The organism is Myxococcus sp. CA005, assembly GCF_006518205.1.
GTDB lineage: Bacteria > Myxococcota > Myxococcia > Myxococcales > Myxococcaceae > Myxococcus > Myxococcus xanthus.
In genome coordinates, this window is record NZ_SRLV01000009.1 from 39844 (window position 1) to 57158 (window position 17315).

Below are 17315 nucleotides of genomic sequence, written 5' to 3' on the forward strand. Positions count from 1 at the left end.
CCATGCATCCGTCCACCCTTGTCTTGCGCCGAAGCGCGCGCAGTCTGAGCGGCCCGGCGTTCGTCCGTTGGGGGCTCATCGGCGCGGCGGTGCTGCTGTTGGGCGTCTTCCTCATCGTCCCTCTGGTGGCCGTCTTCACCTTCGCCTTCCAGAAGGGCTGGGAGGCCTACGTCGCCGCCCTGACGTACCCGACGGCGCTGGCGGCCATGCGGCTGACGCTGCTGGCCGCGGCCATCGCCGTGCCCTTCAACCTCGTCTTCGGCCTGGCCGCGTCGTGGCTCATCGCGCGGTTCCAATTCCGGGGACGCTCGTTGTTGATGACGCTCATCGACCTGCCCTTCAGCGTGTCACCCGTCATCGCGGGGCTCATCTTCGTGCTGCTCTTCGGCCGGCAGGGCTGGCTGGGGCCGTGGCTCCTGGACCACGACGTCCGCGTCATCTTCGCCGTGCCCGGCATCGTCCTGGCCACGGTGTTCGTCACCTTCCCCTTCGTCGCACGGGAGGTGCTGCCCGTGATGGAGGCCCAGGGCAGCGATGAAGAAGAGGCGGCGCTGACGCTGGGCGCGAGCGGCTGGCGCACCTTCCTGACCGTCACGCTGCCGAAGGTGAAGTGGGGCGTGCTTTACGGCGTCATCCTCTGCAACGCGCGAGCAATGGGTGAGTTCGGCGCCGTGTCCGTGGTGTCCGGCCACGTGCGCGGAGTGACCACGACGCTGCCGCTGCACGCGGAGATTCTCTACAACGAGTACGACCTGGCCGGCGCGTTCGCCGTGGCGTCGCTGCTGACGCTGCTCGCGCTCGTGACGTTGGTGGTGAAGAAGTTCGTGGAGTGGAGGAGTCAGCCGTCATGAGCATCGTCGTCGAACAGCTCGCCCGTCGGTTCAATCGGGGTGGCAGTCCCGCCGTGTCCAAGGTGTCCTTCCAGGCCCCCGAAGGTGCCATCACCTCGCTGCTGGGGCCGTCCGGCGCGGGCAAGTCCACGTTGCTGCGGCTCATCGCCGGGCTGGAGATTCCCGACGAGGGCCGTGTCCTCATCGACGGCGTGGACAGCACGCAGATGCCCGTGCAGCAGCGTGGCGTGGGGGTGGTCTTCCAGAGCTACGCGCTCTTCAAGCACCTCACGGTCCGGCAGAACGTGGCCTTTGGCCTGGAGGTCCGGCGCGTTCCCAAGGCGGAGCGCGAGGCCCGTGTGGAGGAGATGCTCCGCATGGTGCAACTGGAGCACCTGGGCGGCCGCTATCCCGGCCAGCTCTCCGGCGGGCAGCGGCAGCGCGTGGCCTTCGCACGCGCCCTGGCCATCCGCCCCCGCGTGCTGCTGCTGGACGAGCCCTTCGGCGCGCTGGACACGCGGGTGCGCGAGGAGCTTCGGGAATGGCTCCATGCCCTGCACGAGCGCACGCGGTTGACGACGTTGCTGGTGACGCACGATCAGCAGGAGGCCTTGGAGATATCCCAGCACGTGGTGGTGCTGAGCGAGGGCCGCGTGGCCCAGGCGGGCTCTCCCTCGGACATCTACGACCGGCCCGCGTCCCCCTTCGTCGCCTCATTCATTGGAGGCGCCAGCGTGCTGCGTGGCCACGTCCAGGCGGGCAGGGCGGCCATGGGGGCGCTGTCCGTGACGGCTCCCGCCGCCGCGCGCGAGGGCGAGCCGGTGCATGCCTTTGTCCGTCCGCATGACATCAAGCTGGCGAAGGCAGTCGCGGGCGCGGCGAGCGCGTCCACCGCCACCGGCCGCGTCGAGCGGCTCAAACCCGTGGGAGGCTACGTGAAGGTGTTCCTTCGCCTACCAAGCGGGGACGAAGTCACGGTGGAGGTGCCGCGCTCGGAGTTCGACGCGCTGGGCGTGGCGGAGGGGGACTCCGTGCGCGCCGACGTCCGGTCCGCCACCGTCTTCGTGGGGGACTACTCCATCTAGGCGGTAATTCTTGAGAATCTAATATTGCAGCCAAAACTGCTTGTTTGATGGGGGAGGGCGGCTATGTCCCAGGGGAACCCCTGGAGCAAGACATGCACAAACGACACGCATTGCGTTCGATGTTGTGGGCCGCGAGCAGTCTGGCGTTGGTTGGCGGCTGTTCCCCGGAGCCGGAACTGTCCGACGCGGAAGCCCTTCCCCTGGTGACGCAGGAGCAAGGCGAGCGGGCCTATGACCCAGGACCGGGCTGGAACCTGGCGTGGCAGGACGACTTCACGGGCAACAGCCTCAACTCGGCCAACTGGACGGTGCTGACGAGCAACTTCGACCCTGTCACCAACAACTGCAACTTCGGCACGGGGGAGCTGGAGTTCCCCCGCGCGCAGAACGTCACCGTCGCTGGCGGCAAGCTCATCCTCACCGCGCAGCGGACGGCGGACGCGCCGTTTGACTCACGCTGCGCGGGTTACGGGCCACGTTCGTACTACTCGGGCCGCATCCACTCGAAGGGCAAGGTGGAGCGCCGCTACGGCAAGCTGGTGGCGAGCATCAAGGTACCGTCCGGCTATGGCATGTGGCCCGCGTTCTGGACGCTGGGCGCGAACATCTCCAACGTCGGGTGGCCCCGGAGCGGCGAAATCGACATCCTCGAGTGGCACTCCAACGACGCGTCGTGGATGAAGTCCGCCGCGCACTGGTTCGCCAATGGCGCGCAGCAGAGCTGGGGCACGGGCGCGAACCGCGGGTACAGCATCGCGGATGGCTTCCACACGTACGAGGTGGAGTGGACGGCCAACCGGATGATCTTCCGCCTGGACGGCGAGATTCGCGGCAACGAGTTCGCCCACAACGAGGCGGCCTTCCAGCAGAACCACTACATCCTCCTGAACCTCGCCCTGGGCGGGAACTGGTACGGCCACCCGCACCCGGATGCGATTGGTCTGCCCTGGGGCCAGACGAAGACGATGGAGGTGGAGTGGGTGCGCTGGTACCAGCCGGGGAGCACGCCGCCGCCCGCGTCACTCACCAACGCCAGCTTCGAGAACGGCATGACGGGCTGGGCCACCTGGAGCCCCAACGGCACCGAGGCCGCGGACTTCAGCGAGACGTACAACGGGGGCCGCACCGGCGCCTATCACCTGACGCACTGGACGAATGGCACGCCCTTCGAGGTCTGGACGTACCAGCCGGTGCCGGGCCTCGCATCGGGCACATACAAGGTCCGCGCGTGGGTGCGAAAGAGCGGCGGGTTTGACCTGTCGCGCCTCCAGGCCAAGACGTGTGGCGAGTGCGCGCCCGTGTTCACCAACCTGGGGAACCATGGCGACTGGACGATGGTGGAGACGCCGCCCATCTCCGTGACGGGAGGCTACCTGGAGCTGGGCTTCCACACCCGCGCCACGTCGGGCAACTCCGCCAACTTCATCCACATGGATGACGTGGAGCTCATCCGCCTCTAGTCACGGCGTGAGCCAGGGCTACAGCACCATTCGCCAGAACAGTCCGGCCAGGGTGGTGTAGCCCACCGCCGCGCGTTCCACGCGTCCCTCCGAGGAGATGAAGAACACGGTGGGGAAGCTGTTCACACGAAAGGCGGATTGAATGGCGTCATCCCCGAGGAGCACCGGGTAGTCCACCGCGTGCTCCTGGGCGAAGCGCCGGACGGCCTCCTCGTCTTCGTAGGCCACGGCGACAGACACGACATGTGCGGAGTCCCCCGCGAGCTTGCGCAGCTGCGAGAGGTTGGAGGACTCCATTCCGCAGACGCCGCACCAGGGGGCCCAGAAGGCCAGCACCACCGGCTTGCCGCGGAGCGCGTCCAGCCGCACGGTGTCACCTGTCAGCGTCTGGAGGGTGAAGGCGGGCGCGGGTGTCCCCGCTCCGGGAAGGTTCCGGGCCTGCCACGCGGCCACCGCCGAGAAGAGGAGGGCGAACACGGCCAGGTCCACACCCCAGCGCACCCATCGCCGCTCCCGGGCACGGGCCCAGGTGGACTTCAGCCTCGCCAACATCCCCGCGCCGCCCTGCATGTGCATCCTTTCGATTCGGGACAGGTCACGGCCGCCCGGAAAGGGGCGGCCGTGCCTGCGTCACATCATGTCAGCGCGGCGGCCTCCTCGGGCTGCCAGGCTGCGTCACGCAGCCGGGTGCCGTCCTGGCGCTGCGCGCGGCCCACCGCCCGCGTGACGGCGTTGCTGGCGCGCTCCAGCGTCCGGTCGATGGCCGCCAGCAGGTTGGTGTCCGAGGATTCGATGGCCAGCTCCCGCCCGTGTTCCAGGCGGAGTGCCACGCGGCACACCTGGTCCACGCCGCCCTTGGGGCCGTTGGCATCCTCCAGCCGCACGACGACTTCCTTCACCCTGTCGGACAGCCGGTCCAGGGCGAAGCGCACGCGACGCTCGGCGTAGGTTCGAAGGGTCTCTGTGAGGGGGATGTTCCGGGCTCGGATTTCGACTCGCATCCAGGACGCTCCTTCCGGGGCCCACCATGGGCCCACGCCTCTATCTCTGTCGTCGTGACGCTTTTGCCGCAAATAGGAAAAGCCCCCGTGAGCGCTTCGGAAAACCGAAGGTTCACGGGGGCCGGTGGCGGGGCCATGAGGCCCTGGAATCACGGGCCGCTGGACGTCGCGGTGCTGCCCGCGGGCTTCTTGGCAGCCGCCTTGGCGGGTGGGCTGGCGGCGCCCGTCGTCGCGGGGGCCTGCGCCTTGCTGGCCGCCTCCGGGGCCGCGGCGTCCGTGGGGGCCTTCTTCGCGGGCATGGCCCAGATGGGGGCCTCCGGCACCGCGCGGGCACCAATGCGCACCTGCTGCTCCACCATGCGCGACCACAGTGACGCCTTGTTGCCTACCAACGCGTTTTTCGCCAGCTCCAGGTTCCGCGTGTCCTGCGCGCGACGGTAGAGGCGGGGGGCCACGTCCGGCTGGGCCGGGTCGGAGTCGCTCACCTGCACCTGCTCCTGAACGCTGATGCCCTCCTCCGCGAAGGTGAGGGTGGACGTCAGCTCGAACTTGCGGCGCAGCCCGTTGGGCAGCTCGAAGGTCATCTCCCGGGACAGCGGAAACCACGCGGCGCCCAGGCAGGCGCGGCTCGCGTTGGAGACGGACTCGCTGAAGAAGCGGTTGGTGCGCAGCGGCATGATGCGCGCGTGCCGGCGGCAGACCTCCTCATCGCCGGAGGTGCACGCGTCACCTTCCGCGACGAGGATTGGCGTGCCCTTCACCTTCTCCAGGCGCAGCTTGGTGTGCTTCGCCATGGCGCGCAGCGAGCCCAGGGCCTCCACGCGGAAGCCCTGCTCGGTGCTCTCCACCAGGGCCACCGGGCCCAGGGCCTCGCCGTTGGTGAAGCGCCGCGTCTGCACCCAGACCAGCCGCTGGCCCGCCTGGAGCGTCTCCAAGACGAGGTCCTCCTCGGAGAGCTTCTCCGCGGGAGGGAGGGCCTGCGAGTCCGGACCGGCCTCCACGCACTCGTCCGCGGCCGGGTCCTGCCACCACACCGGGGCACCGGCGCAGTCCACGCTGGGGCGCGGGTTGGCACCCGTGTCCTTGTCGTAGCCGTGGAGCAGCAGCGCGAACCAGGTGTCCGGCGTGGGGAACGAGCGCGCGTTGGGGCCCGCCTCGGCGAAGCACATCGACGGCTTGGGGACGGTGGCGCAGCCGGCCAGCAGCGACAGCGCGACGGCGGAGGCCTGAAGCGTTCGTTTCATGGATTCTCTCAGGCCTCGGCGAACCGGAGGTCCCAGTCGCCTCCCTCGGTCAGGGCCACATGCAGCTTCGGGGGCACCGCGCCGCTCACCAGGTGCTGCAGCAACTCGCGGGACAGCGCCGGCATCAGCGAGCCCTGGAGAATCTGCTCCATGTTGCGCGCCCCCATCTCCGACTCCGTGCAGCGGCGCGCAAGCTCGTCCAGCAACTCTGGCGCCAGCGTCGTCTCCACGTTGTGCGCCGTGCGCAGCCGGCTCACCAGCTTGGCCAGCTTCATCTCGGCAATCTGGCGCATCACGTCGCGCTGCACCGGCCCGAAGGGGACGACCGTCATTCGAGCCAGCAGCGCCGGCTTGAAGTGCTGGCTGAGCGCGGGGCGAATCACCGACAGCACCTCATCGGAGGTGGGCTGCGCGCCGTCCTCGAACATCCGCATCACCAGGTCCGAGGCCAGGTTGCTGGTGAGGATGAGCACGGTGTTCTTGAAGTCCACCGCGCGGCCCTCGCCGTCCGTCAGCGAGCCCTTGTCGAACACCTGGTAGAAGAGGTTCATCACCTCCAGGTCGGCCTTCTCGCACTCGTCCAGCAGCACGACGGAGTAGGGCCGCTGACGCACGGCTTCCGTCAGCAGGCCGCCCTCGCCGTATCCCACGTAGCCCGGCGGCGAGCCGATGAGCCGGCTCACCGTGTGCTTCTCCTGGAACTCGCTCATGTTGAGCGTCGTCATGAAGCGCTCGCCGCCATAGAGCGCGTCCGCCAGCGCCAGCGCCGTCTCCGTCTTGCCCACGCCGCTGGGGCCCACGAAGAGCATCACGCCAATGGGCGTGTCCGGGTTGCGGATGCCGGCCTGGGAGATGCGGATGATTTCCGCAACCTTCTTCAGCGCCGCCTCCTGGCCCCGCACCCGGCCCCGGAGCTTGTCCTCCAGGTTGAGCACCGACTCCAGCAGGTCGCTGCGCATCTTCCCCACGGGCACGCCCGTCCAGCCCGCCACCACCCGCGCGACGATGTCCGCGTCCACGTCCGCGTGTACCAGCGGCACCTCGCCGCGCGTGGCCGCCAGCTTCGCCGCAGCTTCGTCCACGGCCGCCTTCAGTGGCGCGGAGTCCGTGTCCGGAGCGGCCTCGCGCAGGGCCTTGCGGGCCTCCATCAGCGCCGCGACGGCCGTACGCTCCGTCTCCCAGCGCGCATGCAGCGTGGCTCGTGCATCCACCGTGGCGCTCAGCTTCGCCTCGGCGGCCTCCAGGGACGTCTGTTCGTCCGGGCCGCCCGTGCCCTCGGCGAGGTCGCGCTTGCGCGTGTCGCGCTCGCGCTCCAGCGCCGAAATCTCCTGGTCCAGTTGCACCAGCTCCTCGGGCCGGGTGGACAGCTCAATCTTCACGCGGGCCGCGGACGTGTCCAGCAGGTCCACCGCCTTGTCCGGGAGCTGCCGGCCGGAGATGTACCGGCTGGACAGGCGCACCGCGGCGGTGACGGCTTCGTCGCGGATGATGACGCCGTGGGCCGCTTCGTACGTGGGGCGCAGGCCGCGCAGCATCAGCTCCGCGTCCTCCTCGCTGGGCTCCTCCACCTTGACCGGCTGGAAGCGCCGCTCCAGCGCGGCGTCCTTCTCGAAGTACTTCTTGTACTCGGCCCAGGTGGTGGCCGCGAGCGTGCGCAGCTCACCGCGCGCCAGCGCCGGCTTGAGCAGGTTGGACGCGTCCGTGCCGCCCTGCGAGCCGCCCGCGCCGATGATGGTGTGCGCCTCGTCGATGAACAGGATGATGGGGGTGGGGGAGGCCTTCACCTCGGAGATGACGGCCTTGAGGCGGTTCTCGAACTCGCCGCGCACGCCCGCGCCCGCCTGGAGCAGGCCCAGGTCCAGCCCCAGCAGCTCCACGTTCTTCAGCGCGTCGGGCACCTCGCCCCGGACGATGGCCCAGGCCAGGCCCTCCACCAGCGCCGTCTTGCCCACGCCGGGCTCGCCCACCAGGATGGGGTTGTTCTTCCGGCGGCGGGAGAGGATGTCCACCATCTGCCGGATTTCGCGGTGCCGGCCGAAGATGGGGTCGATCTTCCCCTCGCGCACCCGGCCGGTGAAGGACGTGGCGAAGCGCTTGAGGGCTTCATCCCCACGGCCGCCCGCGCCACTGGCCGCGCCTCCCGCGGCGCCACTGGCGGCGGCATCCGCGGAGGCGACCTCGACATTCTCGGGCGAGGGCCGCAGCACCACGTCCAGCGAGCTCATCAGCTCGTCGCGGCTGATGGCGTCCAGCTCGGGGAACAGCTCCGCGGTGTAGCGCGCGCGCCGGCTGACGAACTGGGCGAACAGCAGGCCCGAGCGCAGCCGCGTGGCGCCCTGCTCCACGGAAGCCAGGAGCCACGCTTCCTCGAACCACTGGAACAGCGTCTCGGAGAAGACGGGCCGGCCGGAGCTGCCCGCGCGCAGGCCCTGGAGGGCGCGCTCCATGCTGGCCAGCAGGTGGCGGCGGTCCACGCCGAACTGCTGGAGGATGCGCGCGACGTCCGAGTCCTCCGGCTCCAGCATCTGCACCAGCATGTGCTCCGGGACGATTTCATAGAACCGTCCCGCGCTGGCCCGGGCCACGGCGGCCTCGAGCAGACGGGTAGAGGTGGGCGTCAGGCGACGGACGAGCGCTTTCGGATCGACGCGAATGGGAGCCCCCAAAAAGGAAAGCGGTGATGGACGGTATATCGGGCGCGCCGTGGCGGCGTAAATCCCCGCGCGCCGCGCCCGCCTGCTCTAACAACTCATTTCACCACGGGGACACTCATCTGCGTCTGCTGACTCAGGCCCAGCCACGTGTCCCGCCCGAGCTGACTCGGCTCCCGGCTGGAGAGCCGGAACTGGTGCTGCACGCCTTCGGTGAGCCCCAGCTCCAAATCGTACTCCAGGGGGTCCCTCACGAAGAGGGCTACCACTTCTCTCACCAGTGGCAGCAAGTCCCCTTCCTGCATCAGCCGCTTGTAGGCGCGCGGCGGCAGCGGCCGGATGTGGATTTGAATCTTCCCCGTCCGGTCGAAGGCCTTGCCGCCCAGCAGCATGTTGCGCCCCAGTTGGTGGTTGGAGTGGCCCAGCCGCGCCCGGGCGTCGATGTCCACCCAGCGGCCCACGAACTGGCGCACCGACACCCGCGCGCCCTCCAGGTCGTCGCCCAGCACGTCCTCGAGCGCGACCTCCAACTGCTCGGACGTCCTCGCCCGGCTGGCCAGCAGCGGGGCAATCCGCAGCAGGCGCCAGGTCGGCAGCGTACCCTCCAGGGCCTTCTCGTAGGTGTCGAACCCGCCCAGCGCCAGCAGGCGCCGGGACCACTGGTCCGAGAAGGATGTGTCCGTCTCGCTCGTGACGCGGTACTTCGACTCGATGCGGTACAGCAGCGACAGCAGCCGGTGGTGGAACAGGTCCAGGAACTCGCGCCGCACCGGGTGGTCCGGGTCCTCCTGCGCGACCTCCTCGGCCAGGTAGTGGGGCAGGGGACTCACCGCGCCCGTCAGGCCCAGGAAGCGTGTCACCACCTCGAAGAGCGGCCGCTTCGAATACGGGTCCTCCGCCCGCACCGGCACCTGGTGGAGCGTCACGGACGACACGTCGCCCGAGGGGAACCCCAGGGACGGGTCGTGCCGGAAGCGAATCATCTCCTCGTTGACGGGCCCCGCGCCGCCCACGCGCGTGGCCTGCGACGTCAGCCGCTCCAAGAACGCCACCAGGGGAAAGAAGCCCACCCGGGGCGCCAGCTCGGCCAGCTTCTGGGCCGTCTCTACAAAAGCGTCTGGGAGCCGTTCCTCGGAAGCCACGCGAACTCCGTCTGCGAGGGGTGAAGCCGGATGCTCAGCTCGTTGAAGGAGTTGATGGTGACGTGGGAGGCGAGCAGTTCCTCCAGCACGGAGCCGAAGAGGAACGAATCGCCCACGCCCATGAAGTTCTCTTCGTCCAGGTCCACGCGGGTGCGGTGACCCCGCAGCGGCGCGCCCTCCAGGAAGCGCGTCACCGGCTTCGTCTCCACCGCGCGGATGGCGTTGATGCGCAGGCGGCTGGCGCGCGCCGCCAGGTTGTCGGTGAGCGAATGGAAGTTGTACAGGTCCATCAGCCGCCGCAGTGCGGCCGCGTCCGCCAGCGAGTGCTGGTTGATGGCCAGGTGCGACAGGAGCCGCCAGTGCAGTTCGGTGCCCAGCGGCGCGCGCGCGGGCCGGCTCACCGGGGAGATGTTCTTGAACTTCGCCTGCGTGGGGCTGGCGGAGGTGGATGCCGTCAAGTCACCCACCTGCAGCCGCGAGGGCAGCGAGCGGTTGGTGCACGTCAGGTCCATGGACAGCGCTTCCTCGGCGTTGACCTCCGGCGCGATGTTCCGCGGCGTCTCCAGCGTAATGTACGTGTCGATTCCTTCGTCCAGCGGCGAAGGCGCCCGGCGCAGCCGATAGAAGGACTGCTCGGCGTCCCCGCCCGCGGTGTGGGTGAACTCGTAGAAGGGCCGGTAGACGCGCCGCTCGTTGCGTCCGGCCTTCAGGCCCGTCACCGAGTCCACCGAGTAAATCTCCGCGTGGTTGGGGGGCAGGTCGGACGCGCGCAGCAGGTGCTCCCGGTCCAGCGTGCGGTGGAGGATGGGGTCCGCCGGCACGCTGAAGAGGTTCACCACGGGGGCGCAATGTAGCCGGAACATCTCCCGGTGGATGCGCGCATCCAGGGGCGGCGGCCGCTCCAGGTGGAAGGCAATCTCGAAGCGGTCCTCTTTCAGCCCGGCGGCGGCGTCCAGCCCGCGCACCTCGAAGAACAGGAACTTCTCCGGCAGCGTCAGGTACTCCTGGAGGTGCCGGTAGCCCTCGCTGGCGCGCGGCCAGGGCAGCAGCTTGAAGTCCCGGTGGAAGCCCACCGGTTGGATGGCATTCACCGGCAGCTTGATGCCGTCTCCCTGGCCAGACGCGCCGCGCACGCGCACCTGGCGGCAGTAGCGGAGCAACCACAGCAGCACCACCGACGCAGCGGACAGGTCGGCGTGGATGAACAGGCGCAGGCCTTGCTCGCGCAACACCTCCGCGCGGCCCTGCTCCGTCGTCTGGAAATAGAGGCGCAGCACCGGCGCGGTGATGGACGACCGGTCCAGGAGTGCGTCGGTGAGCTGCACCGGCAGCAGGTCCACGTCCGTGGTGGTGCGGAAGACGCAACTGGTGCCGTCAATCGGCTGCGACGCCACCTCCGCCCCGGCGGCCAGCCGCGAGCGGCCGCGCAGCGCGCGCAGGTGCGGGGTGAACTCGACGATGGTGGAGGCCGGCAGCGGGCGCAGGTAGTGCGGTAGCAGCAGCTCGGTGAGCCCGTGCACCAGCTCCGGCACGTCGTCGTCCACGCGCTCGCGGATGCGGGCCGCGAGGAACGCGAAGCCCTCCAGCAGCCGCTCCACGTCCGGGTCCGCGCCGCGCTCCACCAACAGGCCCGCGACAGAGGGGTTGGCCAGCCCGAAGGCCCGTCCCATCTCCCGCAGGTACGACAGCTCGCTCAGGTAATACTTGCTGAACATCCTCGCCCTCCGCCACGCACCCCTGGATTCACCCGGCTCACCACAGGTCCACGCGTCCGCCCGGGTGCACCTGGGTATGGAAACGCACCATGCCTCGTCGATCCCGCGTGGCCAACTGGGCGGTGATGTCGAAGCGCAGCGCCGTCGGGTCCACCGGGTCCGCGTTGTAGTGCACCACCACGCTCTTCAGGCGCGGTTCGAACTCCTGGATGGCCTGCCGGATGGACTGCGTCATCCGCGGTATCGCCGACGGGTAGGAGTGGACGATGTCGTTCAGGTCCAGGATGCCGTAGCCGGGTGAGGCCACGGACTCTCCCTTGCGCGTGTTGAGGAGGTTGCGCAGGTGCTCGGCGATGGATTCAACGACGTCGCCAGGCGGGGCGAGCGTGCCGTTGCCTTCAGCGATGCGCGACAACAAGCCTCGGGAGCCCATGGATTTCCTTCAACAACGGAGTACCCCAACCCCCGGCCGCCCGCGGAGCCCACTTGCACGGACGGCCGGTGGAGGGACTGACATCAACGCTGGGTGTCCCAGGTGTCCTCGTGCGTAACGCCGCCCTGGGTGATGGTCCAGTTGATGGTGTGGAACACCAGCTGGAGGGTCTCCATCGGGGGCAGGTTGGTGCTCGCCGGCACGAAGGAGTTCGGCACCGTCTGTTGGATGGCGTTGATGCGGGCCTTCTTGATGGACACCGTGTAGAACTGCTCGGTGGTGCCGTCGCCCGTCGGGTTCGGACGGAAGAACTTGAAGGTCGCGTCGATGACCTGGTTCTCGCAGAGGGCCTTCATCAGCAGCGGCGACGACTTGTCGATGCGCTTGGTGATTTCGATGCCCTCGTACTGGCGGCGGCCCGTCGCCAGACCCGAACCGGCCTCGCGAGCGGTGAAGACCTTCTGGCTGTACGCGACGCACTCGATGGAGTCCGCGCGGCCCAGGCTGGTCTGCGTGCTGTCGCCCTTGATGTCGCTGCCGTTCGCCTTCAGGTACAGGTGTACTGATTCAGCCATGACTTCAACCTCGTCGCTTTGCGCGCGTCCGCGCGCTGGTGGACCCAGGCTCACCCTGAGCCTGGGCTTGTTGGAGCCCCTAAACTAGCTGAAATGACCGACGCTGGGTGAAACGGGCTCTACTCCTTGTCCAGCTTGCCCACGAGGGACAAGGTGAACGATGCACCCATGTACTTGAAGTGGGGGCGCACCTGCAGGCTGCAGCGGTACCAGCCCGGCTGACCCTCCACGTCCTCCACCACCACGCGCGCGGCGCGCAGGGGGCGGCGCGAGCGCACGGCGGGAGCAGGGTCGTCCATGTCGGAGATGTACTGGCTGAGCCAGTGATTGAGCTCGCGCTCCAGGTCCGACTTCTCCTTCCAGCTACCAATCTGCTCGCGCTGGAGCACTTTGATGTAGTGCGCCAGGCGGGTCATGATGAACATGTAAGGGAGCTGCGTGCCCAGGCGATAGTTGGTCTCCGCCGCCTTGCCCTCCGGGGTGTTGCCGAAGAACCGGGGCTTCTGCGTGGAGTTGGCGCTGAAGAAGGCCGCGTTGTCGGAGTCCTTGCGGAACACCAGGCCGATGAAGCCCTCCTCGGAGAGCTCGAACTCGCGCCGCTCGGTGAGCATGACCTCGGTGGGAATCTTGGTCTGGATCTCCCCCATGGCCTCGTACTGGTGCAGCGGCAGGTTCTCCACCGCGCCGCCGGACTGGGGACCGATGATGTTCGGGCTCCAGCGGAACTTGGCGAACGAGTCCGCCACGCGGCTGGTGAGCGCCACGGAGGCGTGACCCCACAGGTAGCGCTCGTGGTGGCCCACGACGTCTTCGGTGAAGTTGAAGGCCTTCACCGGCACCGTCTTCTCACCGTAGGGCAGGCGCAGCAGGAAGCGCGGCAGCGCCAGGCCCACGTAGCGCGCGTCCTCGCTCTCACGGAACGAGTGCCACCGGGCGTACTGCGGACCCTCGAAGAGCGACTTGAGGTCCTTCAGGTCGGGCAGCTTGAGGAAGCTCTCCTCGCCGAACACTTCCGGCGCGGCATTGCCGATGAAGGGCGCGTGCGCCATGGCGGCCACGGAGGCGCACTTGCGGAGCAGCTCCATGTCCTGCGGGCCCACGTTGAAGTCGTAGTTGGCGGAGATGATGCCGTAGGGCTTGCCACCGAAGACGCCGTACTCGTTGGAGTACACGAGCTTGTACAGGCCGCTCTTGGTGACCTCGGGCGCGTCCTCGAAGTCCTTCTGCAGGTCTTCCTTGGAGGCGTTCAGCATCTCCACGCGGGTGTTCTCGCGGAAGTCGGTGCGGTCCACCATGAACTTCAGCGAGCGCCACGAGGACTCCAGCTTCTGGAACTCCTTCGCGTGGAGGATTTCGTTGACCTGGGAGGACAGGCGCTTGTCGATTTCGGCAATCATCGCGTCGACGAGCGCCTTGTCCACGCGCTCCTCGGAGCGGTTGGGCGCCAGCATCTCGGTGATGAAGGCCTGCACGCCGCGCTTGGCGACGTCGTAACCCTCGTCCTTCGGCTTCAGCTTGGCCTCGGACAGGATTTCGTCGAGCAGGGACAGCGAGGCGTCATTGGCGACGCCCGTGGACTTCTGGGTCTGGGTCTCGTTGGCCATGGTGATTCGGTTCCCCCGGAAAGGGCTACTTGGTCTCTTCGGTCAGACCCAGTTCCTTGATGAGCGCCTTGCGTCCGTCCTCGTCGGCGAGCAGAGCCTGGAGCTTCTTGCGGAACGCCGGCAGGTTGCCCAGGGGGCCCTTGAGGGCGTTGAGCGCGCTGCGCAGCTCGAGCAGCTTCTTCAGCTCCGGCACCTGATTGACGACGCTCTCGGGCGAAAAGTCATTCAGGTTCTTGAACTGGAGCGACACGTTCATCGTGGCGTTCGGGTCCGCCGAAAGCTTGTCGGCGGCGGTCAGGGTGACCTTGAGGTTCTGCTGGGCCATGACTTCGTTGAAGTTGGCCTTGTCCACGTTGATGGGCGCGCGCTGCTCCAGCGGACGGGCGTCTTCCTGACCCGTGAAGTCCCCCAGCATCAGCACCTTCAGCGGCAGCTCCACCTGCTCCTGCGCGTTGCCGGTGGCGGGCTTGTAGACGATGTTGACGCGCTCGGTAGGGGCGACGGAACTCTCTTTGCTCATCTGCGGCTTTCTCCTTGAGAACTGCGTAGAAGACGCGGGCGTCGCATGAGGGAGAGCTTCGCCGCGGTACGACGGGTGTCTTTCAAGCGCCGACGCGCAGCGTGGCGGAAGAGTCCAGCAACGCTAGACGACGATACCGGTTTCGAAATTTCACTGCCACCGGTCCAGACTCCTTTTCGGCTTCGGTGCGGGTTTGCAGCCACCCCTCCAGACACGCGGCGGCGAGCGCTGGCTCCCAGGTGTCGAGCGCGTGGGCGGAGACCTCTTCGTCCAGCGCGTCATAGACGGCGCGCGCGAGCGGCAACTGGCCCGCATTGGCACACAACCGCGCCAGCTCCAGCCGGGAGATGAAGCGGGCGCGGCCGGTGCTGGCGGCGGCGACGGCGGCCTGCAACCGGGTGACAGCTTCGTGGACACGGCCTTCCTCCAGCAACGTGCGGGCTTCGGCTTCCAGCGCCGCGCTGTCGGCATGGACAGACGGGCCCAGCGACAGGGGCCCCAGCGCCAGGGTCGTGGACACCGACGCCACGGCGGCGGAAGGGGCGGGTGGGGGCGCGCTCGCGCGGAGGACGTGGTCGCGCAGCCAGTCCTGGGTGGCGTCGTCCGTGAGCGGGCTTCCCAAGGTGGAGATGAGCGTCTCCACGCCGGTCATGCGGCGGAGCTGGATGGCCAATTCCTGTACCAGCGCGGTGCGAGCCCCGGCGTACGCGGCACCCAGCCCCTCCAGGGCGGTGGCGCTGTACCGGTGGAGCGTCAGCGTGAAGCGGTGGCGGGCCAGGGCCGACTCGGACTCGTCCAGCAGCTCGCCCCAGCGCTGGTTCTGCTCCAGGGTCTCCAGCTTGGTTCCCAGCAGGTCCGGCAGTGGGTGAATCTGGGTGCGGCCATTGCCATCCGTGGCGGGCGGCTGGGTCAGGTGCAACCACAGGCCCATGCGGTTGAGGCGGTAGGAGAGCGGATCCTCGGGGCTGGCCCGGCGCAGCGCGCCCGCGGCTCCCAGCAGCGCGCCGCCCACGGTGCGCAGGAAGTCGGTGATCGCCTCCACGCTGGACAGATCCGGGGCGGCGGGAAGCTCGGGGAGGGGCGGGACTTCGATGGCGGCGCGCGGTGGTGCGGGTGTGCCGTTGGCGGAGGCGCCGCCCTGGCTGGCTGCGCTGGCTTTGGCGGTGCCCTGAGCGGTGCTGATTTTGGCCGGGGCGGGGGCGTTCTTCGCCGTGGGATTGCCCGGGGCGGTGTTGCCTTTACCCGGGGCGGCGCTGTTTCCAGCACCGTTGGCTTGAGCAGGTTTGCCGTTGGCGCTGGCATTGCCCGCCTCCCGAGCGGAGCGGTTGCCATTGCCGTTCGTGGGCGTTTCAGCGCTGTCCGAAGGCGCTCCTGGCCGCGTGCCATTCGCGGAGTCCGCCGCGCGCACAACGGTCTCTCCATCCTCGCCGGACGGGGTGTCCTCGTCCTGGGACGACGCAGTCCCATCCACCGGCGGCTGCGAGGCGTCTGCGTCCTCCGAGGACGCGGTGCGTCCATCCGGTACGCTCTCGGGTTCGGGCTCGGGGAGTCCGGCGCGGAGCCGGGCGATGGCATCCTGGAGCGGCCCGAACGCGGGGGCCATGTCGGAGAACCGCTCGCGTGAGAGCTGGGCCAGGCGCTTCACCGCGACCGCCAGCGCATCCAGGGGCTCCGCGCTCACGGAGGCCTGGTCTACGGTGGGCAGGATGCGGCCCAGCCGGTCCACGAACCAGGCCACGGCGTTGGCTCGGCCGCGCAGCCGCTTCGCCTCCGGGAAGAGGTCCTGCCAGTAGCGCTCCGTCACCTCGGCGAGCACGGCCGTGCCGGTGGCCGCGCCGTCCAGGCCTCGCGTGGCATACAGGCCATAGGCCATGTACGAGGCGAGCCAGAGGTCCTTGGTGGTGTGCTTCAGCAGCTCGCTGGCGCCCTCGACGACGTCATCCCAGCGCACGGCGTTGCTGGCCGGAGACTCCAACTTCGCGACTTCCAGCGCGACGGCCTCGTATGCGGGCTCGTGCTTCGCCTGCACGCCGGCCGGGGACGCCCCCGGCACGGGCTCGGCCCAGGGGAGGGCACGTTCACGAAGCTGTTCCAGGGAGGGAGGCATAGGCGTGGTGGGGCTTCAGCGCGAAAGCGTCTGCAACAGCTGTTCCAGGGTGGTGGACGGCGCGTCGATGACCTGTCGCGCCGAGGCCGTGAGGCCCTTGCGCGCGTTGTCGATGGCGGCGGGGCGCTCGGTGCGCAGCGGCCACACCTGGGCGCCCGGACGGCTGGGCTGGGCCAGCGCGAGGAAGAGGGCCGGGGAGGCCGCTCCCAGGCTGATGAGCAGCCGGGGCTTCTCGCCCTCGGACCAGAAGAAGGCCGGCGGCTGGTGCGTCCACTTGAGCAGCCGCGAGGACAGCTCCAGCCAGGCCACGGGTCCCACGCGCGTGGTCAGCGGACAGTCCAGGGTGACGCCAGCCGGTGACTGCTCCTTGCCGCGCTCGCCCGCGCACGCGGTGAGGAAGGTGTGCAGCGCGTAGTAACGCCCACCTTCCGGCGTGCCCTCCACCACCGGGCCCAGCAGGTCCACGGTGTGGTGGTCCGCCAGCACGGCGTTGAGCAGCCGCTTCGCGAGGCTGTAGTCCCCCGGCCCCGGCAGGGGCAGCGCCGCCACGCGCTCCAGCAGCTGTGGCACCTCCAGCTCCGCGGCGGACTGCGCCAGCGCACCGGCGGCGCGCAGGAAGGGCTGGTACGCCTCGGGCGTCAACGCGAGCCGCGAGGCCGTCTCCGCGGAGGACACCTCGGTGAAGACGGCCAGGGGGAACGCCCGGCCCACGCTGTCCTGGCTGGGCGCCATCAGCCCCACCAGTGCTTGCTTCTGGCCGGGCGCGGTGAAGACGAAACAGACGGGCTCGGCGGGCAGGTCCACCCGGGCTCTTCGCGAACGCTCCACGCCCGCTTCCATCCAGCCGTAGAGCTGGAGGGCCAGCGGGGTGGCCGCGTTGTGGCGGATGAATTCGGCCTGTCGGGGCGTCTTGCCCAGCAGGCCGATGCGCGGAGACTGCACTGCCAT

The 17315-nt window shown here is 69.0% G+C and carries 15 protein-coding genes; 3 read left to right on the top strand and 12 right to left on the bottom strand.

Features of this window, described 5'->3' with window-relative positions:
• Positions 1-2: 2 nt before the first annotated feature.
• The 3 genes from cysW (at position 3) to FMQ63_RS05720 (ending at position 3375) form a co-directional block, all read left to right on the top strand.
• Positions 3-851 (top strand): sulfate ABC transporter permease subunit CysW, encoded by an 849-nt coding sequence (gene cysW, locus FMQ63_RS05710; protein ID WP_020478475.1) that lies wholly within the window; start codon positions 3-5, stop codon positions 849-851.
• A complete protein-coding gene (locus tag FMQ63_RS05715; protein ID WP_011554804.1) occupies positions 848-1915 on the top strand; it encodes a sulfate/molybdate ABC transporter ATP-binding protein in 1068 nt (355 codons plus the stop codon). The genes cysW and FMQ63_RS05715 overlap by 4 nt, the downstream gene beginning before the upstream one ends.
• Before the next feature lie 92 nt (positions 1916-2007).
• On the top strand, positions 2008-3375 hold the full coding sequence (locus FMQ63_RS05720) for a family 16 glycosylhydrolase (protein ID WP_011554803.1): 1368 nt from the start codon (positions 2008-2010) through the stop codon (positions 3373-3375).
• An 18-nt stretch (positions 3376-3393) separates the two neighbouring features.
• On the opposite strand, the gene FMQ63_RS05725 is transcribed toward FMQ63_RS05720, so the two are convergent.
• From FMQ63_RS05725 to tagF, 12 genes are all read right to left on the bottom strand, one after another.
• The gene (locus FMQ63_RS05725) at positions 3394-3951 is read right to left on the bottom strand and encodes a peroxiredoxin (RefSeq protein ID WP_011554802.1); all 558 of its coding nucleotides are present in this window, start codon (positions 3949-3951) and stop codon (positions 3394-3396) included.
• A gap of 59 nt (positions 3952-4010) precedes the next feature.
• On the bottom strand, positions 4011-4376 hold the full coding sequence (locus FMQ63_RS05730) for an HPF/RaiA family ribosome-associated protein (protein WP_011554801.1): 366 nt from the start codon (positions 4374-4376) through the stop codon (positions 4011-4013).
• A gap of 149 nt (positions 4377-4525) precedes the next feature.
• Positions 4526-5620 (bottom strand): hypothetical protein, encoded by a 1095-nt coding sequence (locus tag FMQ63_RS05735; protein ID WP_011554800.1) that lies wholly within the window; start codon positions 5618-5620, stop codon positions 4526-4528.
• A gap of 8 nt (positions 5621-5628) precedes the next feature.
• On the bottom strand, positions 5629-8286 hold the full coding sequence (gene tssH / locus FMQ63_RS05740) for a type VI secretion system ATPase TssH (protein ID WP_011554799.1): 2658 nt from the start codon (positions 8284-8286) through the stop codon (positions 5629-5631).
• An 83-nt stretch (positions 8287-8369) separates the two neighbouring features.
• A complete protein-coding gene (tssG, locus tag FMQ63_RS05745) occupies positions 8370-9413 on the bottom strand; it encodes a type VI secretion system baseplate subunit TssG (RefSeq protein ID WP_020478477.1) in 1044 nt (347 codons plus the stop codon).
• Positions 9377-11128 (bottom strand): type VI secretion system baseplate subunit TssF, encoded by a 1752-nt coding sequence (gene tssF, locus FMQ63_RS05750; protein ID WP_011554797.1) that lies wholly within the window; start codon positions 11126-11128, stop codon positions 9377-9379. The genes tssG and tssF overlap by 37 nt, the downstream gene beginning before the upstream one ends.
• 37 nt (positions 11129-11165) lie before the next feature.
• Entirely contained in the window at positions 11166-11561 is a 396-nt protein-coding gene (gene tssE / locus FMQ63_RS05755) for a type VI secretion system baseplate subunit TssE (protein WP_011554796.1), read from the bottom strand.
• Between the two features lie 83 nt (positions 11562-11644).
• Complete coding sequence (gene tssD, locus FMQ63_RS05760) at positions 11645-12136, bottom strand: type VI secretion system tube protein TssD (RefSeq protein WP_011554795.1); 492 nt, start codon at positions 12134-12136, stop codon at positions 11645-11647.
• Positions 12137-12255: 119 nt separating this feature from the next.
• Complete coding sequence (gene tssC, locus FMQ63_RS05765) at positions 12256-13740, bottom strand: type VI secretion system contractile sheath large subunit (protein WP_011554794.1); 1485 nt, start codon at positions 13738-13740, stop codon at positions 12256-12258.
• Between the two features lie 25 nt (positions 13741-13765).
• On the bottom strand, positions 13766-14260 hold the full coding sequence (tssB, locus tag FMQ63_RS05770; protein ID WP_011554793.1) for a type VI secretion system contractile sheath small subunit: 495 nt from the start codon (positions 14258-14260) through the stop codon (positions 13766-13768).
• 82 nt (positions 14261-14342) lie between these two features.
• Positions 14343-16367 (bottom strand): type VI secretion system protein TssA, encoded by a 2025-nt coding sequence (gene tssA / locus FMQ63_RS05775; RefSeq protein WP_011554792.1) that lies wholly within the window; start codon positions 16365-16367, stop codon positions 14343-14345.
• Positions 16368-16382: 15 nt separating this feature from the next.
• Positions 16383-17315: a type VI secretion system-associated protein TagF gene (gene tagF / locus FMQ63_RS05780; RefSeq protein ID WP_011554791.1), complete on the bottom strand. Its 933-nt coding sequence runs from the start codon at positions 17313-17315 to the stop codon at positions 16383-16385.